This is a genomic window from Azospira restricta, from assembly GCF_016858125.1.
Classification (GTDB): Bacteria; Pseudomonadota; Gammaproteobacteria; order Burkholderiales; family Rhodocyclaceae; genus Proximibacter; species Proximibacter restrictus.
Map to the genome: position 1 here is coordinate 3,146,585 of NZ_CP064781.1, position 20,659 is coordinate 3,167,243.

18 protein-coding genes and 1 riboswitch are annotated in these 20,659 nt (G+C 72.5%); of the genes, 10 read left to right on the plus strand and 8 right to left on the minus strand.

Features of this window, described 5'->3' with window-relative positions; all coding sequences use genetic code 11:
* Positions 1-174: 174 nt before the first annotated feature.
* A complete protein-coding gene (locus IWH25_RS15060) occupies positions 175-840 on the minus strand; it encodes an RluA family pseudouridine synthase (RefSeq protein WP_203386580.1) in 666 nt (221 codons plus the stop codon).
* A gap of 292 nt (positions 841-1,132) precedes the next feature.
* Between IWH25_RS15060 and IWH25_RS15065 the strand changes: the two genes are divergently transcribed.
* From IWH25_RS15065 to IWH25_RS15095, 7 genes are all read left to right on the plus strand, one after another.
* Complete coding sequence (locus tag IWH25_RS15065; protein WP_203386581.1) at positions 1,133-3,250, plus strand: 4Fe-4S binding protein; 2,118 nt, start codon at positions 1,133-1,135, stop codon at positions 3,248-3,250.
* Between the two features lie 193 nt (positions 3,251-3,443).
* Positions 3,444-4,358 carry a pirin family protein gene (locus IWH25_RS15070; protein WP_203386582.1) on the plus strand — a complete coding sequence of 305 codons (915 nt, stop codon included), beginning with the start codon at positions 3,444-3,446 and terminating at the stop codon, positions 4,356-4,358.
* Positions 4,359-4,363: 5 nt separating this feature from the next.
* Complete coding sequence (locus tag IWH25_RS15075; RefSeq protein WP_203386583.1) at positions 4,364-4,618, plus strand: MbcA/ParS/Xre antitoxin family protein; 255 nt, start codon at positions 4,364-4,366, stop codon at positions 4,616-4,618.
* A gap of 2 nt (positions 4,619-4,620) precedes the next feature.
* Positions 4,621-5,346: a YceI family protein gene (locus tag IWH25_RS15080; RefSeq protein ID WP_203386584.1), complete on the plus strand. Its 726-nt coding sequence runs from the start codon at positions 4,621-4,623 to the stop codon at positions 5,344-5,346.
* A gap of 95 nt (positions 5,347-5,441) precedes the next feature.
* Positions 5,442-5,663: riboswitch (cobalamin riboswitch) on the plus strand.
* Between the two features lie 177 nt (positions 5,664-5,840).
* Positions 5,841-8,630, plus strand: coding sequence for a ribonucleoside-diphosphate reductase subunit alpha (locus IWH25_RS15085; protein WP_338022673.1), 2,790 nt, complete (start codon positions 5,841-5,843; stop codon positions 8,628-8,630).
* The gene (locus tag IWH25_RS15090; protein WP_203386585.1) at positions 8,621-10,273 is read left to right on the plus strand and encodes an adenosylcobinamide amidohydrolase; all 1,653 of its coding nucleotides are present in this window, start codon (positions 8,621-8,623) and stop codon (positions 10,271-10,273) included. Before IWH25_RS15085 ends, IWH25_RS15090 begins: the two co-directional genes overlap by 10 nt.
* Positions 10,274-10,702: 429 nt before the next feature.
* Complete coding sequence (locus IWH25_RS15095; protein ID WP_238998920.1) at positions 10,703-11,734, plus strand: ribonucleotide-diphosphate reductase subunit beta; 1,032 nt, start codon at positions 10,703-10,705, stop codon at positions 11,732-11,734.
* A gap of 19 nt (positions 11,735-11,753) precedes the next feature.
* Here the strand turns inward: IWH25_RS15095 and IWH25_RS15100 are convergent, their stop codons facing one another.
* Positions 11,754-12,833 carry an MBL fold metallo-hydrolase gene (locus IWH25_RS15100; protein WP_238998921.1) on the minus strand — a complete coding sequence of 360 codons (1,080 nt, stop codon included), beginning with the start codon at positions 12,831-12,833 and terminating at the stop codon, positions 11,754-11,756.
* A gap of 200 nt (positions 12,834-13,033) precedes the next feature.
* On the opposite strand from IWH25_RS15100, the gene IWH25_RS15105 reads away from it, so the two are divergent.
* From IWH25_RS15105 to IWH25_RS15115, 3 genes are all read left to right on the plus strand, one after another.
* Positions 13,034-14,140 (plus strand): phosphatase PAP2 family protein, encoded by a 1,107-nt coding sequence (locus tag IWH25_RS15105; protein ID WP_203386587.1) that lies wholly within the window; start codon positions 13,034-13,036, stop codon positions 14,138-14,140.
* A gap of 38 nt (positions 14,141-14,178) precedes the next feature.
* Complete coding sequence (locus tag IWH25_RS15110) at positions 14,179-14,715, plus strand: RBBP9/YdeN family alpha/beta hydrolase (protein ID WP_203386588.1); 537 nt, start codon at positions 14,179-14,181, stop codon at positions 14,713-14,715.
* A gap of 70 nt (positions 14,716-14,785) precedes the next feature.
* Entirely contained in the window at positions 14,786-15,169 is a 384-nt protein-coding gene (locus IWH25_RS15115; RefSeq protein WP_203386589.1) for a hypothetical protein, read from the plus strand.
* Between the two features lie 13 nt (positions 15,170-15,182).
* On the opposite strand, the gene IWH25_RS15120 is transcribed toward IWH25_RS15115, so the two are convergent.
* The 6 genes from IWH25_RS15120 to IWH25_RS15145 form a co-directional block, all read right to left on the minus strand.
* The gene (locus IWH25_RS15120) at positions 15,183-15,968 is read right to left on the minus strand and encodes a dihydroorotate dehydrogenase (protein WP_203386590.1); all 786 of its coding nucleotides are present in this window, start codon (positions 15,966-15,968) and stop codon (positions 15,183-15,185) included.
* The gene (gene serC, locus IWH25_RS15125; RefSeq protein WP_203386591.1) at positions 15,965-17,107 is read right to left on the minus strand and encodes a 3-phosphoserine/phosphohydroxythreonine transaminase; all 1,143 of its coding nucleotides are present in this window, start codon (positions 17,105-17,107) and stop codon (positions 15,965-15,967) included. Before serC ends, IWH25_RS15120 begins: the two co-directional genes overlap by 4 nt.
* Before the next feature lie 5 nt (positions 17,108-17,112).
* Positions 17,113-17,625, minus strand: coding sequence for a urate hydroxylase PuuD (locus IWH25_RS15130; RefSeq protein ID WP_203386592.1), 513 nt, complete (start codon positions 17,623-17,625; stop codon positions 17,113-17,115).
* A 107-nt stretch (positions 17,626-17,732) separates the two neighbouring features.
* A complete protein-coding gene (pqqE, locus tag IWH25_RS15135; RefSeq protein ID WP_203386593.1) occupies positions 17,733-18,878 on the minus strand; it encodes a pyrroloquinoline quinone biosynthesis protein PqqE in 1,146 nt (381 codons plus the stop codon).
* 99 nt (positions 18,879-18,977) lie between these two features.
* Positions 18,978-20,003 carry an alpha/beta fold hydrolase gene (locus tag IWH25_RS15140; RefSeq protein ID WP_203386594.1) on the minus strand — a complete coding sequence of 342 codons (1,026 nt, stop codon included), beginning with the start codon at positions 20,001-20,003 and terminating at the stop codon, positions 18,978-18,980.
* Positions 20,003-20,656, minus strand: a complete 654-nt coding sequence (locus IWH25_RS15145; protein ID WP_203386595.1) for a response regulator — start codon at positions 20,654-20,656, stop codon at positions 20,003-20,005. The genes IWH25_RS15140 and IWH25_RS15145 overlap by 1 nt, the downstream gene beginning before the upstream one ends.
* Positions 20,657-20,659: the final 3 nt, after the last annotated feature.

A 20,659-nucleotide genomic window follows, 5' to 3' on the forward strand; every position in this document is an offset into this window, starting at 1 on the left:
TGAGCCGCGGCGTTCCAGACAATGACATATTGCTGAAGTCGTCGCTATCGATGCAGCCGGCCAGAATTTTCTTTGTGCTAAAGGGGTCAGCTTCAATTGACCTTCCAGAAGTTCAAACGAAGCCGCCCCCTTTATCTCCGACAACTCACGCTTCGCATATTCACGACGCACCGCTCAGAACGGCGGCGGGCAATCGATGCGCAGCGGCGCCCCCGTTTCGGGATCGGCGAGCTCGATCCGGCAGGCATGCAGCGTCAGGCGCCCGGCCTTGGCGAAGGAGGCCGGTGTGCCGTAGAAGTCGTCGCCGAGGATGGGGTGGCCCATCGCTTCCAGGTGCACCCGCAGCTGGTGCGAGCGCCCGGTAACGGGTTCGAGCTCGATGCGCGACACGGCGCGCGCGGCGTCGATGTCGAGAACGCGATAGCGGGTCAGGCACGGCCGGCCCGTGGCGTGATCGACTTTCTGCTTCGGGTGCCGGGGCCCATCGACGCCGATGGGCAGGTCGATCTCGCCCGCGGAGGCAGCCGTCCAGTGCCCGTCGACCAGGGCCTGGTAGCGTTTCTTCACCCGGCGCTCCTGGAACGCAATGCTGAGCTCGCGCTGCGCCTGCGCGCCGCGCCCCATGACGACGATGCCCGAGGTGCCCAGGTCCAGGCGATGGACGATCAGGGCGTCGGGAAACTCGGCCTGCACGCGGCGCGACAGGCAGTCCTCCTTGCCGGCGTCGCGCCCCGGCACGCTCAGCAGACCGCTGGGCTTGTCGACGACGATCAGCTGCGCCGACAGATAGAGGATGGAAAGCCCCCGGTGCGGCGGCGGACGATAGGGAGTGGATGCCATGCCGCGGATTGTCTCATCGCGGAGGCGAAGCGCAGAACTGCCCGCGCAATCGGTTTCCGGCACTCGGCCACGCCCCGTCCCCCATCGGAGCAACCGGCTGCTCCAAAATGGCGCAGCCCTGCGCCAGCGGCATCCGTCGTGCGCCGCCCTCACCCCGCCGCACGCCGCGTCGCCACGGCCTCCGGGCGAACCGTTGCCGCCCGGCCGTCGCCACCAAAGACGATGGCATGCCTCTTGCGCAACTCCCCGATCACGGCTGCCGGGGAGACAGGCGACGATGCGGAAAAACTCGATGGCGCGGACCAGCGTCCGCCGCTGCGCAACGCAGCTGCTGCCGCGGCTGGCGGCGCTCGCCGCGCTGCTGCTGGCGCTGCCGGCCGCCGCCGGCGTGCTGACGCAGGCCGATCTGCGCGCCTTCTTCCCCGACGCGATCCGCATCGAGGCGAAGGAGGAGGCGCTGCCGGTGTGGCCGATCGTCAAGCTCGACGGGCCGACCGAGAAGGTGATGGCTTACGCCTTCGAGTCGATCGACCTGGCGCCGATCCCCGGTTTCGCCGGCAGCCCGTTCAACCTGCTGATCGCGATCGACCGCGACGGCCACTTCATCGATCTGCGCGTGCTGTCGCAGCACGAGCCGGTGTTCGTCGACGGGCTCGGCGTCGAGCCGCTGCTGCGCTTCGTCGAGCAGTACAAGGGGCGCCGCCTGCAGCAGCCGATCCGCATCGCGCACGGCGCGCGGCGCGCCGGCAGCGACGAGCTCGACGGCATCACCAAGGCCACCGCGTCGGTGCGCATCCTGAACGAATCGGTGCTCGCCGCGGCGCTGCAGGTGGCGCGCGCCAGGCTCGGCTTCGCGCCGGCGGGCGCTGCGCGCGAGGCGGCGCGGGTGCGCGACGGCGTGTTCGAGCCGCTCGATTGGCCGGTGCTGGTCGCGCGCGGCGACGTCGCGCATCTCGCGGCGAGCAACGCCGAGGTCGAGCGGCTGTTCGCCGGCAGCGCGGTCGAGGGCGCCGACGCGGCGGCGCTGGCGCGGCCGGACGACGCCGCCAGCGAGCTGTGGCTGGCCTACCTGAACGTGCCGACGGTCGGCCGCAACCTGCTCGGCGAGGCGCGCTGGCGGCAGCTGATGGCGCGCCTCGAACCGGGGCAGCACGCGCTGCTGGTCGCCTCGGCAGGCCGCCTCGGCTTCATCGGCGACGATTTCGTCCGCGGCGGCGTGCCGGAGCGGCTGGCGCTGCGCCAGAACGGGCTGCCGATCGAGCTGCGCGACCTGGACGTCGATCTGGCCGTCGCCGGCGCGCCGGCCTTCGCCGAACTCGCCGCCTTCCGCGTCGCCGCGCAGGCCGGCTTCGACCCGGCGCGGCCGTGGCAGCTGGCGCTGCGCGTCGAGCGGCAGAAGGGCATCGTCTGGCCGGAGCGCGTCGCGCGCGAGCTGGTCGTCGAGCAGCGCCTGCCCGAGCGCTTCTTCGACATCCCCGAGAGCGCCGAGACGCGCGCCTGGAAGGCGGTGTGGCAGAACCGCGCGGCCGACCTCGCCGCGCTCGGCGCACTGTTCGCGCTGCTCGCCGCGGCGCTCTTCGCGCAGCGCCGGCTGGTGGCGCGGCCGCAGCGGCTCGCCGCGTTCCGCTGGGCGGTGCTGGCGGCGACGCTCGGCTTCGTCGGCTGGCACGCGCAGGGGCAGCTCTCGATCGTCAACCTCTCCGGCCCGCTGACCGCGCTGGTGCAGGGGCGCGACCTCGGCTTCGTGCTCTACGACCCGGTGACGCTGGCGGTCGCCGGTTTCACCGTGCTGACGCTGCTGGTCTGGGGGCGCGGCACCTTCTGCGGCTGGCTGTGCCCGTTCGGCGCGCTGCAGGAGTTCGTCGGCAAGGCGGCGCAGGCCTTGCGCGTGCCGCAGTGGAAGGTGCCGGCGCGGCTCGACCGCGCGCTCGGCCGCATCAAGTACGCGCTGCTCGTGGCGATCCTCGCCGCCGCGGCGTTCGCGCCGGCGCTCGCCGACCGCCTGGTCGAGGCCGAGCCGTTCAAGACGGCGATCACGCTCGGCTTCGACCGCGCCGGCCCGGCGCTGTGGTACGCGCTGGCGACGCTGGCGCTCGGCGCCTTCGCCTACAAGGGCTATTGCCGGTGGATCTGCCCGCTCGGCGCGGCGCTCGCCGTGCTCGCCCGCACGCGGCGCTGGCAATGGCTGCCGCGTCGCGCCGAATGCGGCCAGCCCTGCCAGCGCTGCCGGCACGCCTGCGCCTACAACGCGATCGAGGAGAGCGGCGCGATCCGCTACGCCGACTGCTTCCAGTGCCTCGACTGCGTCGCCATCCACGACGACCGCCAGCGCTGCGTGCCGCTGATCCTGATGGACCGGCACGGACATCCGGTGCCGCTGCACGGGCGGCGCGTGCGCAGGGAGGCTTGAGCGATCGGCGGCGCAGCCTTTATTGGCGTCGCGGCCGCCCACGTCGGACCGCGCCGGACTCCGGAGCGGTCCCGCCTCCACGCAAGCCTTTCGCCGCGACGACGAATTTCCGCGGGAATTGAATGGCCGCCGCCGCTATAGTGTCGAAAGCAAGCGCCGCCCCCGGGCCACCTGCCAATCGGAGGAAAACGCCATGAAGCCAGGCAAGCCGCAACGCCCCCCGCCACCGCCCATCGAACGCATCGCCGCGCGCAGCGCCGAGATCGGTGGCAGCATTCCCGTCCGGCGCGTGCTGCCGGTGCGCGGCCGGCGCACCATCGGCGCCTGGTGCTTCCTCGACCACGCCGGCCCGGCGAGCTTCGCGCCGGGCGCCGGCATGCGCGTCGGCGCGCATCCGCACACCGGGCTGCAGACCTTCACCTGGCTGATCGAGGGCGAGGTGCTGCACCGCGACAGCCTGGGCAACGAGCAGCTGATCCGCCCCGGCCAGGTGAACCTGATGACCGCCGGCCGCGGCGTCGTCCATACCGAGGAGTCGCTGCCCGGCGAGCGCCGCCTGCACGCGGCGCAGCTGTGGATCGCGCTGCCGCCCGAGGTCGCCGGCTGCGCGCCGGCCTTCGAGCACCATCCGGCGCTGCCGCAGTGGCGAATCGGCGGCTGCCGGGCGACGCTGCTCGCCGGCAGCTTCGGCGGCCAGGTGGCGCCGACGCGGCTGCACTCGCCGCTGGTCGGCCTCGACCTGATGAGTCCGGAAAACGCGGCGATCGGGCTGCCGCTCGACCCCAGCTTCGAGTACGGCATCCTGCCGCTCACCGGCGAGGTGCACCTCGGCGGCGAACGCATCGCTGCCGACGAGCTGGCCTACCTCGGCAGCGGCCGCAACGCGCTGGCGCTCGACCTCGCCCCCGGCACCCGCCTGCTGCTGATCGGCGGCGAGCCGCGGCGCGAGGAGATCGTGATCTGGTGGAACTTCGTCGGCGGCAGCAAGGAGGATGTCGCACAGGCGCAGCGCGACTGGGAAAGCGGCTACGGCGAACGCTTCGGCCGCGTCGCCGGCTACGACGGCGAGCCGCTGAAGGCGCCGCCGCTGCCGTGGGTCGGCCGCTGACCGGCATGCCGCGGACGATCCCGATCGTGCCGCGCGCCGGCGGTCCGGCGGCCGCCGACGACGCGCAGGAAGCGGCGCTGCTCGAACTGGCGATCGCCGCCTTCGGCAACCGCGAGCGCGCGCTGCGCTGGCTGCGCCGACCGCGGCGCGACTTCGGCGGACTGGCGCCGCTGGAGATGCTCGATACGCCGGCCGGCGCGCGCCAGGTCGCGGCGCTGCTGCGCGGGCTGGCCGCGGCGCGCGGCGAAGACGAGGCCTGAGGATGGCGGCCGGCCGGGCGAGTCGCCCTGCCCGACGCTGGCTGCTGGCGCTCGCCGTCGCCGTGCTCGCCGCGTGCGCGCCGGGCGTACCGCCGGAGGAGGCCGCGCTCGCGCCGCCCGCCGAACCGCCGGCCGGCTTTCCGGCAGCCGACTACCGCCGCGCGGCGGCAGCCGGGCACCGGGTGCTGCAGGTCGATCCGGCGCAGTCGCGGATCGTCGTCGAGGTGCGCCGCGACGGCCCGCTGGCCCGCCTCGGCCACGACCACGTCGTCGCCAGCCACGACCTGCGCGGCCAGGTCGACCTCGACGCCGGCCGCGCCGACCTCTACCTGGCGCTGGCGCGGCTGGTCGTCGACGACCCGGCGCAGCGCGCCGCCGCCGGTTTCGCCGAGCCGCCCGACGAGCGGGCGATCGCCGGCACCCGGCGCAACATGCTGACGCGCGTGCTCGACGCCGGCCGCTTCCCCTTCGCCACCATCGCCGTCCGCCGCGACGCGCCGGACGCGCCGACCGTGCGCGCGGCGATCACGGTGCACGGCGCAACGCGCGAATTCGACGTGCCGGTGAGCAGCGAAACGCTGGCCGACGGCATCGCCGTCGCCGGCCGGATCGACTTCCGCCAGAGCGACTTCGGCATCGTTCCGCTGACCGCGCTGAACGGCGCGCTGCGCGTCGCCGACCGCCTCGACCTGCACTTCCGCATCGTCGCCCGCCGGCGCGATGCCTAGCCGGCGGCGGGCGGCATGCACTGCATCTAGTGCTTTTCCACCGCCAACCTACTACCGCTAGTGTTCCGGTATTGACCCCGCCCGCGCCGCTGGCTTACACTCGGCGGCGTTGATGGTTCCCCGCCCGGGGATTAAAAGGGAATCCGGTGCCGGCTCCGCGTTCGCGCGGAACCGAATTCCGGGGCTGCCCCCGCAACTGTCATCGGCGAGTGCCTCGCCACGTAGTTTTCACCCATGGCCACTGGATGCGTTCCGGGAAGGCGGGCGAGGCGCGTTGAACCGAGAGCCAGGAGACCTGCCGCGACCAACCTTCTTTCATTCACGGGGCGGGGTGCCCCTGACGAGAGGTGTGTGCGTGCCGATCCTGCCCTTGCCGCGTTGTGCCGATCCGCTCCCGGGCTTGCGCCCATCGGGCCGGCGCCGCGTCGCCTGCGGCCCGGACCGCCCATTTCCGGCATTCCCCGCGTGCTTCGCCCCCACCACGGAGAGCCGCCTTGCCTTCCCCTGCCTTCGCCCATGTTCTGCCCCTGCCCGCCGGCCACGACAGCGCGCTCGCCGCGCTGCAGGTGATCCGCCGCAACGGCGCCGTCGTTCCCTTTGACGCCGACAAGATCGCCGTCGCGCTGGCCAAGGCCTTCCTCGCCGTCGAGGGCAGCCAGAGCGCCGCGTCGTCGCGCGTCCGCGAGATCGTCGCGCGGCTGACGCAGACCGTCGCCCGCTCGCTGAGGCGGCGCCTGCCCGACGGCGGCACGGTGCATATCGAGGACATCCAGGACCAGGCCGAGCTGGCGCTGATGCGCGCCGGCGAGCACGACGTGGCGCGCGCCTACGTGCTCTACCGCGAACGCCGCGCCGCCGAGCGCGCCGCGGCGGTGACCGCCGCCGACGAACTGGCGCCGCCGCTGCACGTGACCGACGGCGGCGAGCGCCGCCCGCTCGACCGCGCGGCGCTGCTCGCCGTCTGCGACGACGCCTGCGCCGGGCTGGGCGGGGCGGTGGCGGCGACGGCGGTGCTCGACCTGGCGCTGAAGAACCTCTACGACGGCGTGCCGCGCGCCGACGTCGACCAGGCGCTGATCCTCGCCGCGCGCACGCTGATCGAGCGCGAGCCGGCCTACAACCAGGTCGCCGCCCGCCTGCTGCTGACCGCGCTGGCGCGCGAAACGCTCGGCCGCGCCGTGCGGAGCGACGAACTGGCGGCGGCGAACGCCGCATATTTCCCCGACTTCGTCGCCGCGGGCGTCGCCGCCGGCCTGCTCGACCCGCGCCTGGCCGGCTTCGACCTGGCGCGCCTGGCCGCCGCGCTGCAGCCGGAGCGCGACCTGCAGTTCGGCTACCTCGGCCTGCAGACGCTGTACGACCGCTACTTCCTGCACGTCGACGGGCGCCGCATCGAACTGCCGCAGCTCTTCTTCATGCGCGTGGCGATGGGGCTGGCCTTGAACGAGATCGACCGCGAGGCGCGCGCGATCGAGTTCTACGACCTGATCTCCCGCTTCGACTTCATGTGCTCGACGCCGACGCTGTTCAACAGCGGCACGCTGCACCCGCAGCTCTCGTCGTGCTACCTGACGACGGTCGCCGACGACCTCGACGGCATCTACCAGGCGGTCAAGGAGAACGCGCTGCTGCAGAAGTACGCCGGCGGCCTCGGCAACGACTGGACACCGGTGCGCGCGCTGGGCAGCCGCATCCGCGGCACCAACGGCCAGAGCCAGGGCGTGATCCCCTTCCTCAAGGTGGTGAACGACACGGCGCTGGCGGTGAACCAGGGCGGCAAGCGCAAGGGCGCGGTGTGCGCCTACCTGGAGACCTGGCACCTCGACATCGAGGAGTTCCTCGACCTCAGGAAGAACACCGGCGACGAGCGCCGGCGCACGCACGACATGAACACCGCGCACTGGATTCCCGACCTGTTCATGCAGCGCGTGCGGCAGAACGGCGAGTGGACGCTGTTCTCGCCGTCCGACGTGCCCGACCTGCACGACCGCTTCGGCGCCGACTTCGCCGCCGCCTACACCGCCTACGAGGCGCAGGCCGCCGCCGGCGCCATCCGCCTGCACAAGAAGGTGCCGGCGGTGCAGCTGTGGCGCAAGATGCTGACCATGCTGTTCGAGACCGGCCACCCCTGGCTGACCTTCAAGGATGCCTGCAACCTGCGCTCGCCGCAGCAGCACGCCGGCGTCGTGCATAGCTCGAACCTGTGCACCGAGATCACGCTCAACACCTCGGACTCGGAGACGGCGGTGTGCAACCTCGGCTCGGTCAACCTCGTCGCCCACCTGAAGGACGGCGAGCTCGACCAGGACAAGCTGGCGCGCACGATCGCCACGGCATTGCGTATGCTCGACAACGTGATCGACCTCAACTACTACGCGACGCCCAAAGCGCGCAACGCCAACCTGCGCCACCGCCCGGTCGGGCTCGGCATCATGGGCTTCGCCGACTGCCTCTACGAGCTGGGCATCGCCTACGCCTCGGACGCTGCCGTCGACTTCGCCGACCGCAGCATGGAGGCCGTCTGCTACCACGCCTACCGCGCCTCGACCGTGCTCGCCGAGGAGCGCGGCCGCTATTCGAGCTTCGCCGGCAGCCTGTGGGAGCGCGGCATCCTGCCGCTCGACTCGCTCGACCTGCTCGAAGCCGGCCGCGGCGGCGACGTCGAGGTCGACCGCGGCGCGCGCCTCGACTGGGCGGGGCTGCGCGAGCGCATCGCCCGCCACGGCATGCGCAATTCGAACTGCGTGGCGATCGCGCCGACGGCGACGATCTCCAACATCGTCGGCGTCTCGGCCAGCATCGAGCCGGCCTACCAGAACCTCTACGTCAAATCGAACCTGTCGGGCGAGTTCACCGTCGTCAACGCCGCGCTGGTGCGCGACCTGAAGGCGCTCGACCTGTGGGACGAGGTGATGGTCGCCGACCTCAAGTACTTCGACGGTTCGCTCTCGCGCATCGAGCGCGTTCCCGACGAGCTCAAGGCGCGCTACGCTACCGCCTTCGAGATCGACCCGGTCTGGCTGATCGAGGCTGCCGCGCGCCGGCAGAAGTGGATCGACCAGGCGCAGTCGCTCAACCTGTACCTGGCGACGCCGTCGGGCCGCAAGCTCGACGAGATCTACCAGCTGGCCTGGCGGCGCGGGCTGAAGACCACCTACTACCTGCGCACGCTCGGCGCCAGCCAGGCCGAACAGGCCGGCGGCCGCGACGAGGCCGCGCCCGCGGCCGAGGAAGCGCCGCGCTTCTGCAGCATCGACAACCCCGAGTGCGAGGCATGCCAATGAAGTCGACGATGATCGTTGTCCTGCGCCGCGGGCTGGCGCTGCTGCTGGCGCTGCCGCTGGCCGTGTCGGCGGCGGCGCCGGGGGCGAAACCAGCGGCGGAATCGGCGCTGCCCGACGAACTCGGCGCCACGCTGCAGATCCTGCGCGCCGAACGCGACGGCTTGTGGGAGAAGACGCTGGTCGTCCGCTTTGCCGGCGAACGCCGCGTGCTGTCGACCAGCGACGGCCTGCTCGATGCGCGGGCGGCGATCAACCATGCCGCGCATCCGCGGCTGTGGGCGCGGCTCGGCACGGCGGGCAAGCGCTACAGCGAAGGCGTGCGCGATGCGACAGCCGACCGGCTGGGGCTGCCGCGGAGCGCGGTCGCCCGCATGGGCACCGCCGCCGACATGGACAATCTCGCCGTCGTCACGCGGCGCCACGGCCCGCTGACGGTGACCGTGCTGGCGACGGCGGGGGCGCGGAACAACGCACAGCGCACCGGCGTCGATGCCGGCACCTACATCGAAGAGGAAGCGCCGGCCGGCACGATCAACATCATGGTGCTGAGCAATATCGCGCTCAGCGACGCGGCGCTGGCGCGCGCGCTGATCACCGTCACCGAAGGCAAGACGGCGGCGCTCGAGGACCTGCGGGTGCCGAGCAGCTATACGCCGGGGGCGCAGGCGACCGGCACCGGCACCGACAGCATCATCATGGTCTCGGGAACGGCCGCGCCGCGCGCCACCTACACCGGCGGCCACAGCCGGATCGGCGAACTGATCGGCAAGGCGACCTACCAGGCGGTGGTCGAGGCGCTGGGCAGGCAGGACGGCGTATTCCTGCCGGGCAGCAAGCGCTTCGCCGAGGCCTCAACCGCGCCGGCCGGGCCGGCCAAGGCGGCCGGCGACCTGCGCCTGGCGCTGCTGCATCTCGACGCCGTGCCGGGCGACATCGCCGGCAACCGCGCGCGCATCGAGGACGCCATCCGCGAGGCGGTGCGCCACGGCGCCGACTGGATCGTGACGCCGGAACTGGCCGAGACCGGCTACCACTTCGCCAAGCGCATCGGCACCGACTGGATCGCGTCGTTCCCGGACGCCTGGATCGGCACGCTGGCGGCGATCGCCCGCGACAACCGCGTCGCGCTGTTCGTCGGTGTCGCCGAGCGCGACGCGGCCAGCGGCCGGCTGCACAACAGCGTCGCCGCGATCGACCGCGACGGCACAATCCTCGGCACCTACCGCAAGCAGCGCGTGCATGGCGGCGCCGAAAGCTGGTCGCAGGCCGGCGACGGCGGGCGCCCGCCGTTCGTCGTCGACGGCCTCGCCGTCGGCACGCTGATCTGCGCCGACACCTGGGCCGCCGAGCCGGCCGCCCGGCAGGCGGCGCAGGGGGCGGCGATCCTGCTGACGCCGGCCAACTGGCCGCCGGTCGCCGGCATGGGGCCCGGCGACGCCTGGGAACGGCGCACGCGGGAAACCGGCATCCCGATGATCGTCGTCAATCGCGGCGGCAGCGAGCCGGAACTCGACTTCTCGCGCGGCGAGAGCGCCGTGTCGCTGAACGGCGAGCGGCTGCTGAGCTTCGAGGCGGAGCGCGGCGGGATTTTCTACGTCGACTGGGACCGCCGGCAGCGCTTCCGCGAAGTCCGCCCCGAGTAGCCAGTCATGTTGAAACAGATGGATAAGTTCGTCATTCCGGCGAAAGCGCCCCGCAGGAAGTGCCCTTGGGGTGCCGGAATCCAGAAATACCCCACTGGATTCCGGGTCAAGCCCGGAATGACGATGGGTTACATCAACCGGATTCAGGTTGACTAACCGCTAGTTGCCAGGACCGTTGGCTGACGCTGACGGATTTTCCTTACCGAACATGCAAAGGCCCAAGCCATGAACGCCGCTTTCCGCTTCGACGACTGGGATACGCCCAGCCTCTCGCCTTCCCTTCCGGCAGACAGCCGGAACCCTGCCCACCTCCCTCTTGAGGCGGGAGGCCGGGAGTCCACTCTCCTCCCCCTTCAAGGGGGAGGCCGGGAGGGGGATGGGGTTATCACGCTGCCGCTGACTCCCCCCATCCCCACCCCAACCCTCCCCTTGAAGGGGAGGGAGCTGCCGGCCGGGCTGGCGCCGGTCAACGCCGCCGACAAGCGCATCGTCAACGGCCACGCCGACATCAACCAGCTGGCACCGTTCAAGTACCCGTGGGCCTGGGAGTTCTTCCTGAAGGCCAACCGCAACCACTGGACGCCGCTGGAAATCAGCATGGCGCAGGACGTGCACGACTACCAGCACCGGCTCACCGCCGCCGAGCGCCACGTCTTCGAGAACGTGCTCGCCTACCTGACCACCTCCGACATCCTGGCGATGCGCAACATCGGCCTGGCGGTGATGGAGAAGATGAGCGCGCCCGAGCTGCAGATCTACCAGGCGCGGCAGGTCTACGAGGAGGCGCTGCACACCTGGACCTACCAGCACTGCATCGAGAGCCTCGGCCTCGACCAGCAGGAGATCTACAACCGCTACCGCGTGGTGCCGGCGATCCACGGCAAGATCGCGCTCGCCAACCGCCGCCTGGAGCGCGTGCTGCGCTCCGACTTCGACCTCGCCGACCGCGACAACCTGCACGAGTTCGCGCTCTCCTACCTGTTCTTCGCCGCGATCTTCGAGGGCTGCTGGTTCTACAACGGCTTCACGCCGATCTTCGCGCTGCAGCGGCGCGGGCTGATGAAGGGCGCCGCCGAGCAGCTGCAGTACATCATGCGCGACGAGGTGCTGCACTGCGCCTTCGGCATCCGCGTCGTGCGCGAGCTGCTCAAGGAGGAAGAGCTGACGCTCGACCCGGCCGCGCTGCGCAGCCTGTGGGACGAAGCCGAGGCGGCCGAGGCGGCCTATGCCGGCTACATCCTGCGCGAGCCGATCCTCGGCTACAACGCCGAGCTGCACGTCGACCAGTTCCGCTTCATCGCCAACCGCCGCGCGCGCCAACTCGGGCTCGGCGAACCCTTCCCCGGCGCCGGGAACGTGCTGCCCTGGCTCGACGAGCAGGCCAACCTGCGCAAGGAGAAGAACTTCTTCGAGACCCGCGTCACCGAGTACCAGACCGGCGGCGCGCTGGCCTGGGAGTAGACGGGGCGCCCGGCGGGCGTCAGCCGTGCACCACCGGCAGCCCGAGCTGCCGCCACAGCAGCATGCCGCCGTGCAGGTTGGCGACGCGGGCGAAGCCGGCCTGGCGCAGGATCACCGTCGCCTGCCCGGAACGCATGCCGGCGTGGCACACCGGCACCAGCGGCCGGTCGGCCGGAACCTCCGCCAGGCGCGCCTGCAGTTCGGAGAGCGGGATGCACTGCGCGCCGGCGATGCGGCCGAGGCGCTCGTCCAGCTCGCCGGGGTCGCGCACGTCGAGCACGTGCACTTCGGCGCGGTGCTCGGCGACCCACTCCGGCTCGATCTCCAGCAGCCCGGCGTAGCTCTGCCGCACCGGCCCCCAGTCCGCCGGGCACGGCACCTTGCCGTCCTCCGGCCGCCCCGAGCGCAGGTTGGCGGGAACGGCGACGGCGATCTGCCGGGGGTGCGGCAGGTTCAGGTTCTCCATGAAGCCGACGAAGTCGCGCTCGTCGGCGCCGCCGCCGATGCGCGGGTTGTGCGCGCGCTCCTCGCCGATCGAGGAGACGGTGCGGCCGGCGTAGTCGTGGCCGGGGAAGATCAGGCAGTCGTCGGGCAGCGTGAACAGCCGTTCGCTGATCGAGCGGAACAGCGTGTGCGCGTCGCCGTGCTGGAAGTCGCAGCGGCCGGCGCTGCGGATCAGCAGGCAGTCGCCGGTGAGCGCGAAGCGGCGGTCGTCGGCGACGTAGCTCAGACAGCCGTCGGTATGCCCCGGCGTCGCCCGCACCGCCAGGTGGCGCGCGCCGAAGACGACGCGGTCGCCGTCGTCGAGGCGCAGGTCGGCGCCCTGCACCGCCTCGCCGTAGCGCCGCGAGATACCGATGCGGCAACCGGTGGCCTGCTGCATCAGCCAGGCGCCGGTGACGTGGTCGGCATGGCAGTGCGTGTCGAGCGCGGCGACCAGCGTCAGCCCCAGCTCGTCGACCAGCGCGCGGTCGCGCAGGTGCTGCTCGAACACCGTGTCGACGATCACCGCCTGCCGGCTCGCCGGGTCGCCGAGCAGGTAGGTGTAGGTCGACGACGCGGCGTCGAAGAGCTGGCGGAAGATCAGGTCGCTGAACATCGGGGGCGCACGGCGCGAGGGGGATACTGGGAATCTAGTCCCGGCGAACGCAGGCGGCAAGCGGGCGTTGCAGTCACGGGAAGGACGGAGGTTGCGCTGTCACCACGCCGCTGGCGCCGGAAATATGACTGGGGGTACGATTGTGCGCATCCCCTCGCAAGCTGAAATAGCGCTGCATCCTTCAAGCCGGAACCCGCGAAATGTGGCGCAGCATCCCGACTCCCTCCAAGCTGCTGCTCCTGCCCGCGATCGCCCTGCCGCTCGCGGCGGCCGGCATCCACTACGCCAGCGCGCTGCCGGCGGCCTACAGCTGGTCGCGGACACTGGAGCTGCTGGGGCTGGCCGTCGTCGACCGCTACTTTGCGCTGGCGGCGCTGTTCGTCCTGCTCGCCGCCGCGGCACGGCGCGCGGCGCCGGGGGCAGCCGTTGCCGGCCGCCTCCGGCAGGGCCTGTCGCTGGCGCTGGCGCTGGCGGTCGCGCTGATGCTGGCGCTGCTCTCGGCGCGCTATTCGCCGTGGGATTACCTGGCGCTGCCGCTGGTCGCCGCGCTGCTCTACCGGACGCTGCTGCGCACCGACTTCGCCGAGGCGCTGTTCGGCATGGCGGCGACGGTGTTCGTGCTGGTCGTCGTCAGCTACGTGTTCACCATCTTCAAGTCGCAGCTGTTCACCTTCGGCGTCGTCCTCGACGACTGGCTGATCGCCGGCGAACGGGCGCTCTTCGGCGAGCCGCTCTACCTCGCGGTCGCCCGCTGGGCGAGCACGCGGCCGGCGGTGGTCGGCTTCAGCGACTGGGCCTACTTCCTGTTCTTCCACCACATCGCGCTGACCGCGCTGTTCCTCTTCGCGCAGGGCGACCGCCGCGAGCAGTGGCGCTACGTTGCCAGCCTGTCGCTGTGCTACCTGCTCGGCGGGGTCTCGTACTACCTGTTTCCGGCCTACGGCCCGGCCTTCTACGACCCGGAAAAATTCGCCTACCTGCACGACAGCGCGCCGTTCACGCTGTCGATCCAGCAGCTGCTGGCCGACGCCACCAACGCGGCGGCGGCGGGCAAGCTCGAGCGGATCGAGACCTTCGCCTTCATCGCCTGCATGCCCAGCCTGCACATGGCGCACGAGAGCCTGATGCTGTTCTTCGCGCGGCGCTCGCTGCCGATGAGCGTCTTCTCCGCATTCTTCTGGCTATCGTCCATCGTCGCGGTGCTGGTGCTCGGCTGGCACTACCTGTTCGACGTCGCCGGCGGCATGCTGCTGGCGGCGCTGGTGATCGGCATCGTATGGCGGGCGCTGCCGCCGCAGCGGGCATAGGCGGCAATCCGTTTCCCTCGACACCTCCGGAGGCGCACATGAGCTCACCGATCCTCATCTTCCCCGGCATCGGCAACTCCGGCCCGGAGCACTGGCAGACGCGCTGGGAGAACAGCGGCCCCGGCTTCGTGCGCGTCGCGCAGCGCGACTGGGAGCAGCCGGTCTGCGCCGAGTGGGTCGCCGCGTTCGAGCAGGCGGTCGGGCGCGCCGGGCCGCGGGCCGTCGTCGTCGCGCACAGCCTCGCCTGCCTGGCGGTCGCGCACTGGGCGGCGACGCCGCAGGCCTCGCCGCTCGCCGCGGCGCTGCTGGTCGCCGTGCCCGACCCGGCCGGCGACGCATTCCCGGCGGCGGCGACCGGCTTCGCCGCGGTGCCGCGGTGGCCGCTGCCCTTCCCCAGCATCGTCGTCGCCAGCGACGACGATCCCTACGGCTCGCCGCAACACGCCGCGGCCATGGCGCGGGCCTGGGGCAGCCGCCTGGTGAACGTCGGCGCCTGCGGCCACATCAACGCCGCCAGCGGCCTCGGCGACTGGCCGGCAGGCCGGGCCCTGCTGCAGTCGCTGCGCGGCAATTGATCCAGCGCGCGGAATCCGGCGCCCGAATGCGGTATAACCCGGTCGTCGAACCCACCGAACGCCGCGAACGATGAAAACCCTCCTTGCCCGCCTGCTCCTCGCCGCCTCGCTACTGCCGGCCGCCGCCGCGGCCGACCCGGTCGCGCCGCCGGACGGCAAGTACCGCTGCTACCAGCCGCCGGAACAGACGGTCGTCGCCTGGTTCGAGATCGTCGCGGGCACGGTGCGCATCGACGGCGGCGAGCCGCGGCGCTTCGCCTTCGACGCCCGGGCGCGGCGCATCGACTGGCCGGGCGCCGAACTGGCGCCGTACCGCCACGGCTTCTTCTTCCCGGTCGGCGCGGACGACGAGCACGGCGAGCGGACGACCATCGTCCTCGCCCAGCAGCGCCGCGCGCGCCCCGGCCAGGCCGGCTGGCAACAGCTGCCGCGCTGCTACCTGACCACGCACTGATCTCCCCGTCGGCTCAGCCGCCCGCACGCAGCCGCGCGACACCGGCCGCGCCTTCGTCGACGAACAGGCGATGCACCTGCACGCCGGCGGCTCCGGCGCGGCGCGCGGCGGCGACGTCGGCCGCGCTGCGGATGCCGCCGACCGCGACCAGCGCCGCCTGCCCGTCGATCTCCCGCGCCAGCGCGGCGACGCGCGCGAAGTCGGTGGCGCCGTCGGCGCGGACGACCGTCAGCCGGTCGACGCCGGCGGCAACGGCGAGCCGCGCGACGCCCGGCAGCGGCTCGCCGGCGGCGCCGAGCGGCAGCTTGACCGCGAGTTCGATGCTGCACCCGCCGGCGGCGGCCATCGCCGCGCGCCAGGCCACGACCGCGGCGAAGGCGCGCGCCAGCAGCGGCCACTGTGCCGCCGCCAGCAGCGGGCGGTTGGCGGCGGCGCTGAGGTTCAGGCTGACGTAATCGGCGACGCCGGTGACCAACGCCAGCCCGGCCAGCCAGCCGTCGGCGAGCGCCGCCGGCGGGGCGCCGGGCGGGCGGCCGAGGCCGACACCGATGCGCGGCGCGGCGCCGGAGGCGGACGCGCGCCAGTCGGCGAGACGGGCGGCGAGCGCCGCCGCGCTGCCGTCGGGATGGCCGGCGATGCCGCCGGCGACGGTGCCGAACTCGACGCTGTCGAAGCCGGCGGCGAGCAGTTCGGTGGCGCGACTGCCGTCCTTGTCGATACCGCCGGCGAGCCCGATGCCGAAGTCGCCGGCGCTGCGCCGCCCCGGCGCGAGACCCGCTGCCGGCCGCTCCGCGCTCATCCGCGGCGGCGCATGAAGTCGGCCATGAAGTCGACCAGCGCGTCGACGCCGGTCATCGGCATCGCGTTGTAGAGGCTGGCGCGCAGGCCGCCGACGCGCGGGTGGCCGCGCAGGTGGAACAGCCCGCGGCGCTCGGCCTCGGCGGCGAAGACCGCGTCCTGCACCGAATCGGCGAGATGGAAGCGGACATTCACCGGCGAGCGGCAGTCGCGCCGCACCGGTGCCGTGTAGAAGCCGCCGCTGGCGTCGATAAAGCCATACAGCCGCGCCGCCTTCGCCGCGTTGGCGGCGGCCATCGCCGGGAGCCCGCCGCGCTCGGCGATCCAGTCGAAGACCAGCGCCGCGAGCTGGATCGCCGCCGTCGGTGGCGTCGTCACGCAGCTGTCCTGCGCCGCCTGCACGGCGTACGAGAACGGCGCCGGCAGCTCGGGGCGCGCGCGTTCGAGCAGGTCGTCGCGGACGACGACGACGGACAGGCCGGCGGGGCCGATGTTCTTCTGCGCGCCGGCGTAGAGCAGTCCGAAGCGCGACACGTCGAGCGGCGCGGCGAGGAAGCACGAGGTGACGTCGGCGACCAGCGGCACGGCGCCGGTGTCCGGCAGCGCGGCCCAGGCGACGCCGTCGGCGGTCTCGTTCGGCGTGAGGTGGCAGTAGGCGGCGTCGGCCGGGATGTCCCAGCCGCTGCCGGGCGACACGTCGGGCGCCGCCGGCGCGCCGGCGGGCGGCGTCGCGACGACGCTCACCGCCGCCTGCTTCCAGCCCTCGTCGATGGCGCGCCGCGACCAGTAGCCGGAATCGGCGTAGGCGGCGCGGCGCGAGGCGCCGAGCAGGTTCATCGGCAGCAGCGAGAAGTGCTGCATCGCGCCGCCGGCCATGAACAGGATGCGGTAGTTCGCCGGCAGCGCGAGCAGCGCGGCCAGCCGCTCGCGCGCATGCGCCAGCGTCGCGCGGAAGGCGTCGCCGGTGAACGGCCGCTCGATCGCCGCGGCGCCGTCGCCGCCGCGCGCGAACAGCGCCTCGCCGGCGCGCGCGAGCACCGCGTCGGGTAGGCGGGCGGGGCCGGCGGCGAAGCTGTACGCCGGCTCGGCGGCGGCCGGCGACGGCCGCAGCACCGGCGCGGGAACGGCCGCGAGCGCCATCGCCGCTAGCCGAACAGGAAGCCGCCGTGCGCGCCGGCGGCCATGAAGAACAGCAGCGGAATCGACAGCATGGTGTTGGTGCGCGACGACAGGTGCGTGATGCGCGAGCAGCGCAGTCGCTCCTCGACGCTCGCCGGCTTGAAGCCGAGCACTTTCTGCTGGTGCGGCCAGAGGACCAGCCACAGGTTGGCCATCATCAGCGTGCCGATCCAGACGCCGAGCCCGAGCGGCGCCAGGCTGCCCTGCAGCGTCAGCGCGCCTTCCAGCCAGCCGCGCTGCCAGAGCATGAACATGCCGGCGCCCCAGGCCACCACCGACGACCAGCGGAAGAAGCCGTGCTCGCGGCCGAGCATCGTCTGGAAGCGCGGGCTGGTATCGCTGACCAGGTCGGCGGCGGTCAGCGGCTGCCAGCTCGGACGCTGAACGACGCTGGAATAGTTGTGGCCGACCCAGATGATGCCGGCGATGAAGTGCGCCCAGCGGGCGAAGACATCGAGGAAGGCGAAACCAGTTTCCATCGCGCGGCCTCAGGCGAAGACGCGCAGCAACGCGGCGAGCAGCACGGTGAGCAGGACGCCGAGGGCGATGGTGCCGGTGGCGGTGTCGTAAGGGTGTTTCACGGCGCTCACCCCTCCATGAACGCGGTCTCGACCGCCTGCGCCGAGCGCTTGACCAGCGGCTTCCTGAAGCGGATCGGCTTGACCGCGACCGCCACCGCCTCCTGCACCAGATGGTGGTGCGGCGAGCGGCTGCACGCCGGGTCGGTGTTGCCGGCGTCGCCGGTGAGCAGGAAGGCCTGGCAGCGGCAGCCGCCGAAGTCCTTCTCCTTCTCCGAGCACGAGCTGCACGGCTCCGGCAGCCAGTCGAGGCCGCGGTATTTGCGGAACAGATCCGACTCGTGCCACAGCCAGGACAGCGGCTTCTCGCGCACCGACTGGAACTCCAGCCCGGGGATCGCGCGCGCCTCCTGGCAGGGCATGGCCACGCCGTCCGGGGCGACGGTCAGGTGGATCGCGCCCCAGCCGTTCATGCACGCCTTCGGCCGGCCCTCGTAGTAGTCGGGGATGACGAAGTAGATGGTCATCGCCTTGCCGAGCTTCGCCCGCCATTCGTTGACGACGCGCTCGGCCTCGCGCAGCTGCTCCAGCGTCGGCATCAGCTCGTCGCGGTTCAAGAGCGCCCAGTTGTAGTACTGGATGTTGGCGAACTCGATGTACTCGATGCCGAGCCCGGCGGCCCATTCGACCATCTCGCCGATCATGCCGATGTTCTGCTTGAAGACCGGCATGTTGAGCACCATCGGGAAGCCGTGCTGCTTGATCAGCCGCGCCGCGTCGAGCTTCAGCGCGTGCGCGCGGGCGCCGACCAGCGCGTCGGTGACCTCGCTCTTCGTCGCCTGCAGCGACAGTTGGATCTGCTTCAGGCCGGCCGCCTTCAGCGCCAGCAGGCGCTCCTCGGTCAGCCCGATGCCGGAGGTGATCAGGTTGGTGTAGTAGCCAATGCCGTCGGCGTAGGCGACCAGTTCCTCGAGGTCGTCGCGCATCAGCGGCTCGCCGCCGGTGAAGCCGAGCTGCAGCGCGCCGAGTTCGCGGCCGTCGCGCAGCACGCCCTTCCATTCCTCGGTGTTCAATTCGCGCGCCGCGTAGTCCTCGAAGTCGAGCGGGTTGTTGCACCACGAGCACTTCAGCGGGCAGCGGTAGGTCATTTCCAGCGACAGCCACAGGGGCTTGCCCTGGCCGTCGAGGCTGAGACCGGTGTGTTCCTTGGGCATGGCGTCGTCCTTTCGTCGGAAGTGTCTGTCGGGACCAGTGTGCGCGGGGGGAGGCGCGGCGGCGCCCGGCAAATCGGGGATTGGGGCTCGCGATTTTCGCTAGGCGATCTCGCACTCGCGGCCGCCGGCGCGCGCTTCGATGCGATCCGCGACCCGCGCCAGCGCGGCGATCGTCGCCTGCGCCAGCGGCGGCGTCAGGCCGCCGTGGCCGGCATGGGCGATGCCGCTCCATTCGGCTTCCGGCCACGCGGCGCGCAGCCGCGCGGCGGCCAGCGGCGGGCAGACGAGGTCGGCCAGCCCCTGCACGATCGCCGCCGGCAGCTGGCGGATCGTGCGCACGCCGTCGAGCAGCTGGCCCGGCGCCAGGAAGCAGTCGTGCATCAGGTAGTGCATCTGGATGCGCGCCTTCGCCAGCTGCACCGCGTCGGGCGGCGCCGCCTGCGGCGCGTCGCCCATCAGCCGGCGCTCGTAGTCGAGCCAGGCGGCGACGGCCGGCAGCGCGCGCGACGGATCGCTGCTGAGGATACGGCTGACCCACGGCGCCAGCGGATCGGCGACGAAGTCGGCGTTGCTCGCCGGCAGCAGCCGGGCGGCCCGCGCCGCGCCGCGCGCGTAGCCGTGCACCTCCTCGCGCGAGCCGAGGAAGATGCCGCGCAGCACGAGGCCGGCGACCGCGTCCGGGTGCGCCTGCGCGTAGGCGAGCGCGAGCAGGCTGCCCCAGGAGCCGCCGCAGACCAGCCAGCGTTCGACGCCGAGCGCCGCGCGCACGCGCTCGCAGTCGGCGACCAGCGCCGGCGTGTCGTTGCCGGCCAGCCCGCCGAGCGGCGCGCTGCGCCCGCAGCCGCGCTGGTCGACGAGCACCGCGCGGAAGCGGCGCGGATCGAACAGCCGGCGCTGGCGCGGCGAGCAGCCGCTGCCCGGGCCGCCGTGCAGGAACAGCAGCGGCAGCCCGTCCGGATTGCCGCATTCCTCGACGTGCAGCAGATGGCCGTCGCCGACGTCGAGCCGGTGCTCGGCGAACGGCGCCGCCGCCGGAAAGAGGCCGTCGTCGGCGACCACCGCCGCCCCCCGCTTGCCGCCCAGCGGCTGCACCGACTTTTCGCCGGCCCGGCGCGTGCCGTCCATCACGCTTCCACCAGCCCGCTGCGCACCGCCAGCAGCGCCATTTCAGCGGCGTTCTGCAGGTTCAGCTTCTGCTTGATGTGGTACAGGTGGGTGCCGACCGTGCTCGGGCTCAAGAAGAACTTCTCGGCGACCTCGTTCACCGAATGCCCCTCGGCGAGTTTCAGGAAGACCGCGAACTCCTTCTCGGTCAGCGCCGCCACCGGGTCGGCGGCGCCGGACAGCTGCGCCAGCGCGACCGCCGGCGCCAGCTCGGGGTCGAGGTAGCGCTGGCCGGTGGCGACCTGGCGCACGGCGCGCACGAACTCCTCCGGCGCCGCGCGCTTGCACAGGTAGCCGCAGGCGCCGAGGCGCAGCGCGCGCACCGGGATCACCGCGTCGTGGTGCGCCGACAGCATCAGCACGCGCGCCGCCGGGTGCGCCGCGCGCAGCCGCTCCAGCGTCGCCAGCCCGCCCATGCCGGGCATCGAGACGTCCATCACCAGCACGTCGGGCGTGAGCTCGTCGAAGCGGCGCAGCGCCGCCTCGCCGCTGTCGGCCTCGCCGACCACCTCGCCGCCGGCGCCTTCGAGCAGCAGGCGGAAGCCGAGGCGGACGACGGCGTGGTCGTCGGCGAGCAGGATGCGGCAGCCGCGCAGGTGGGTGTTCGTGGTCATGGG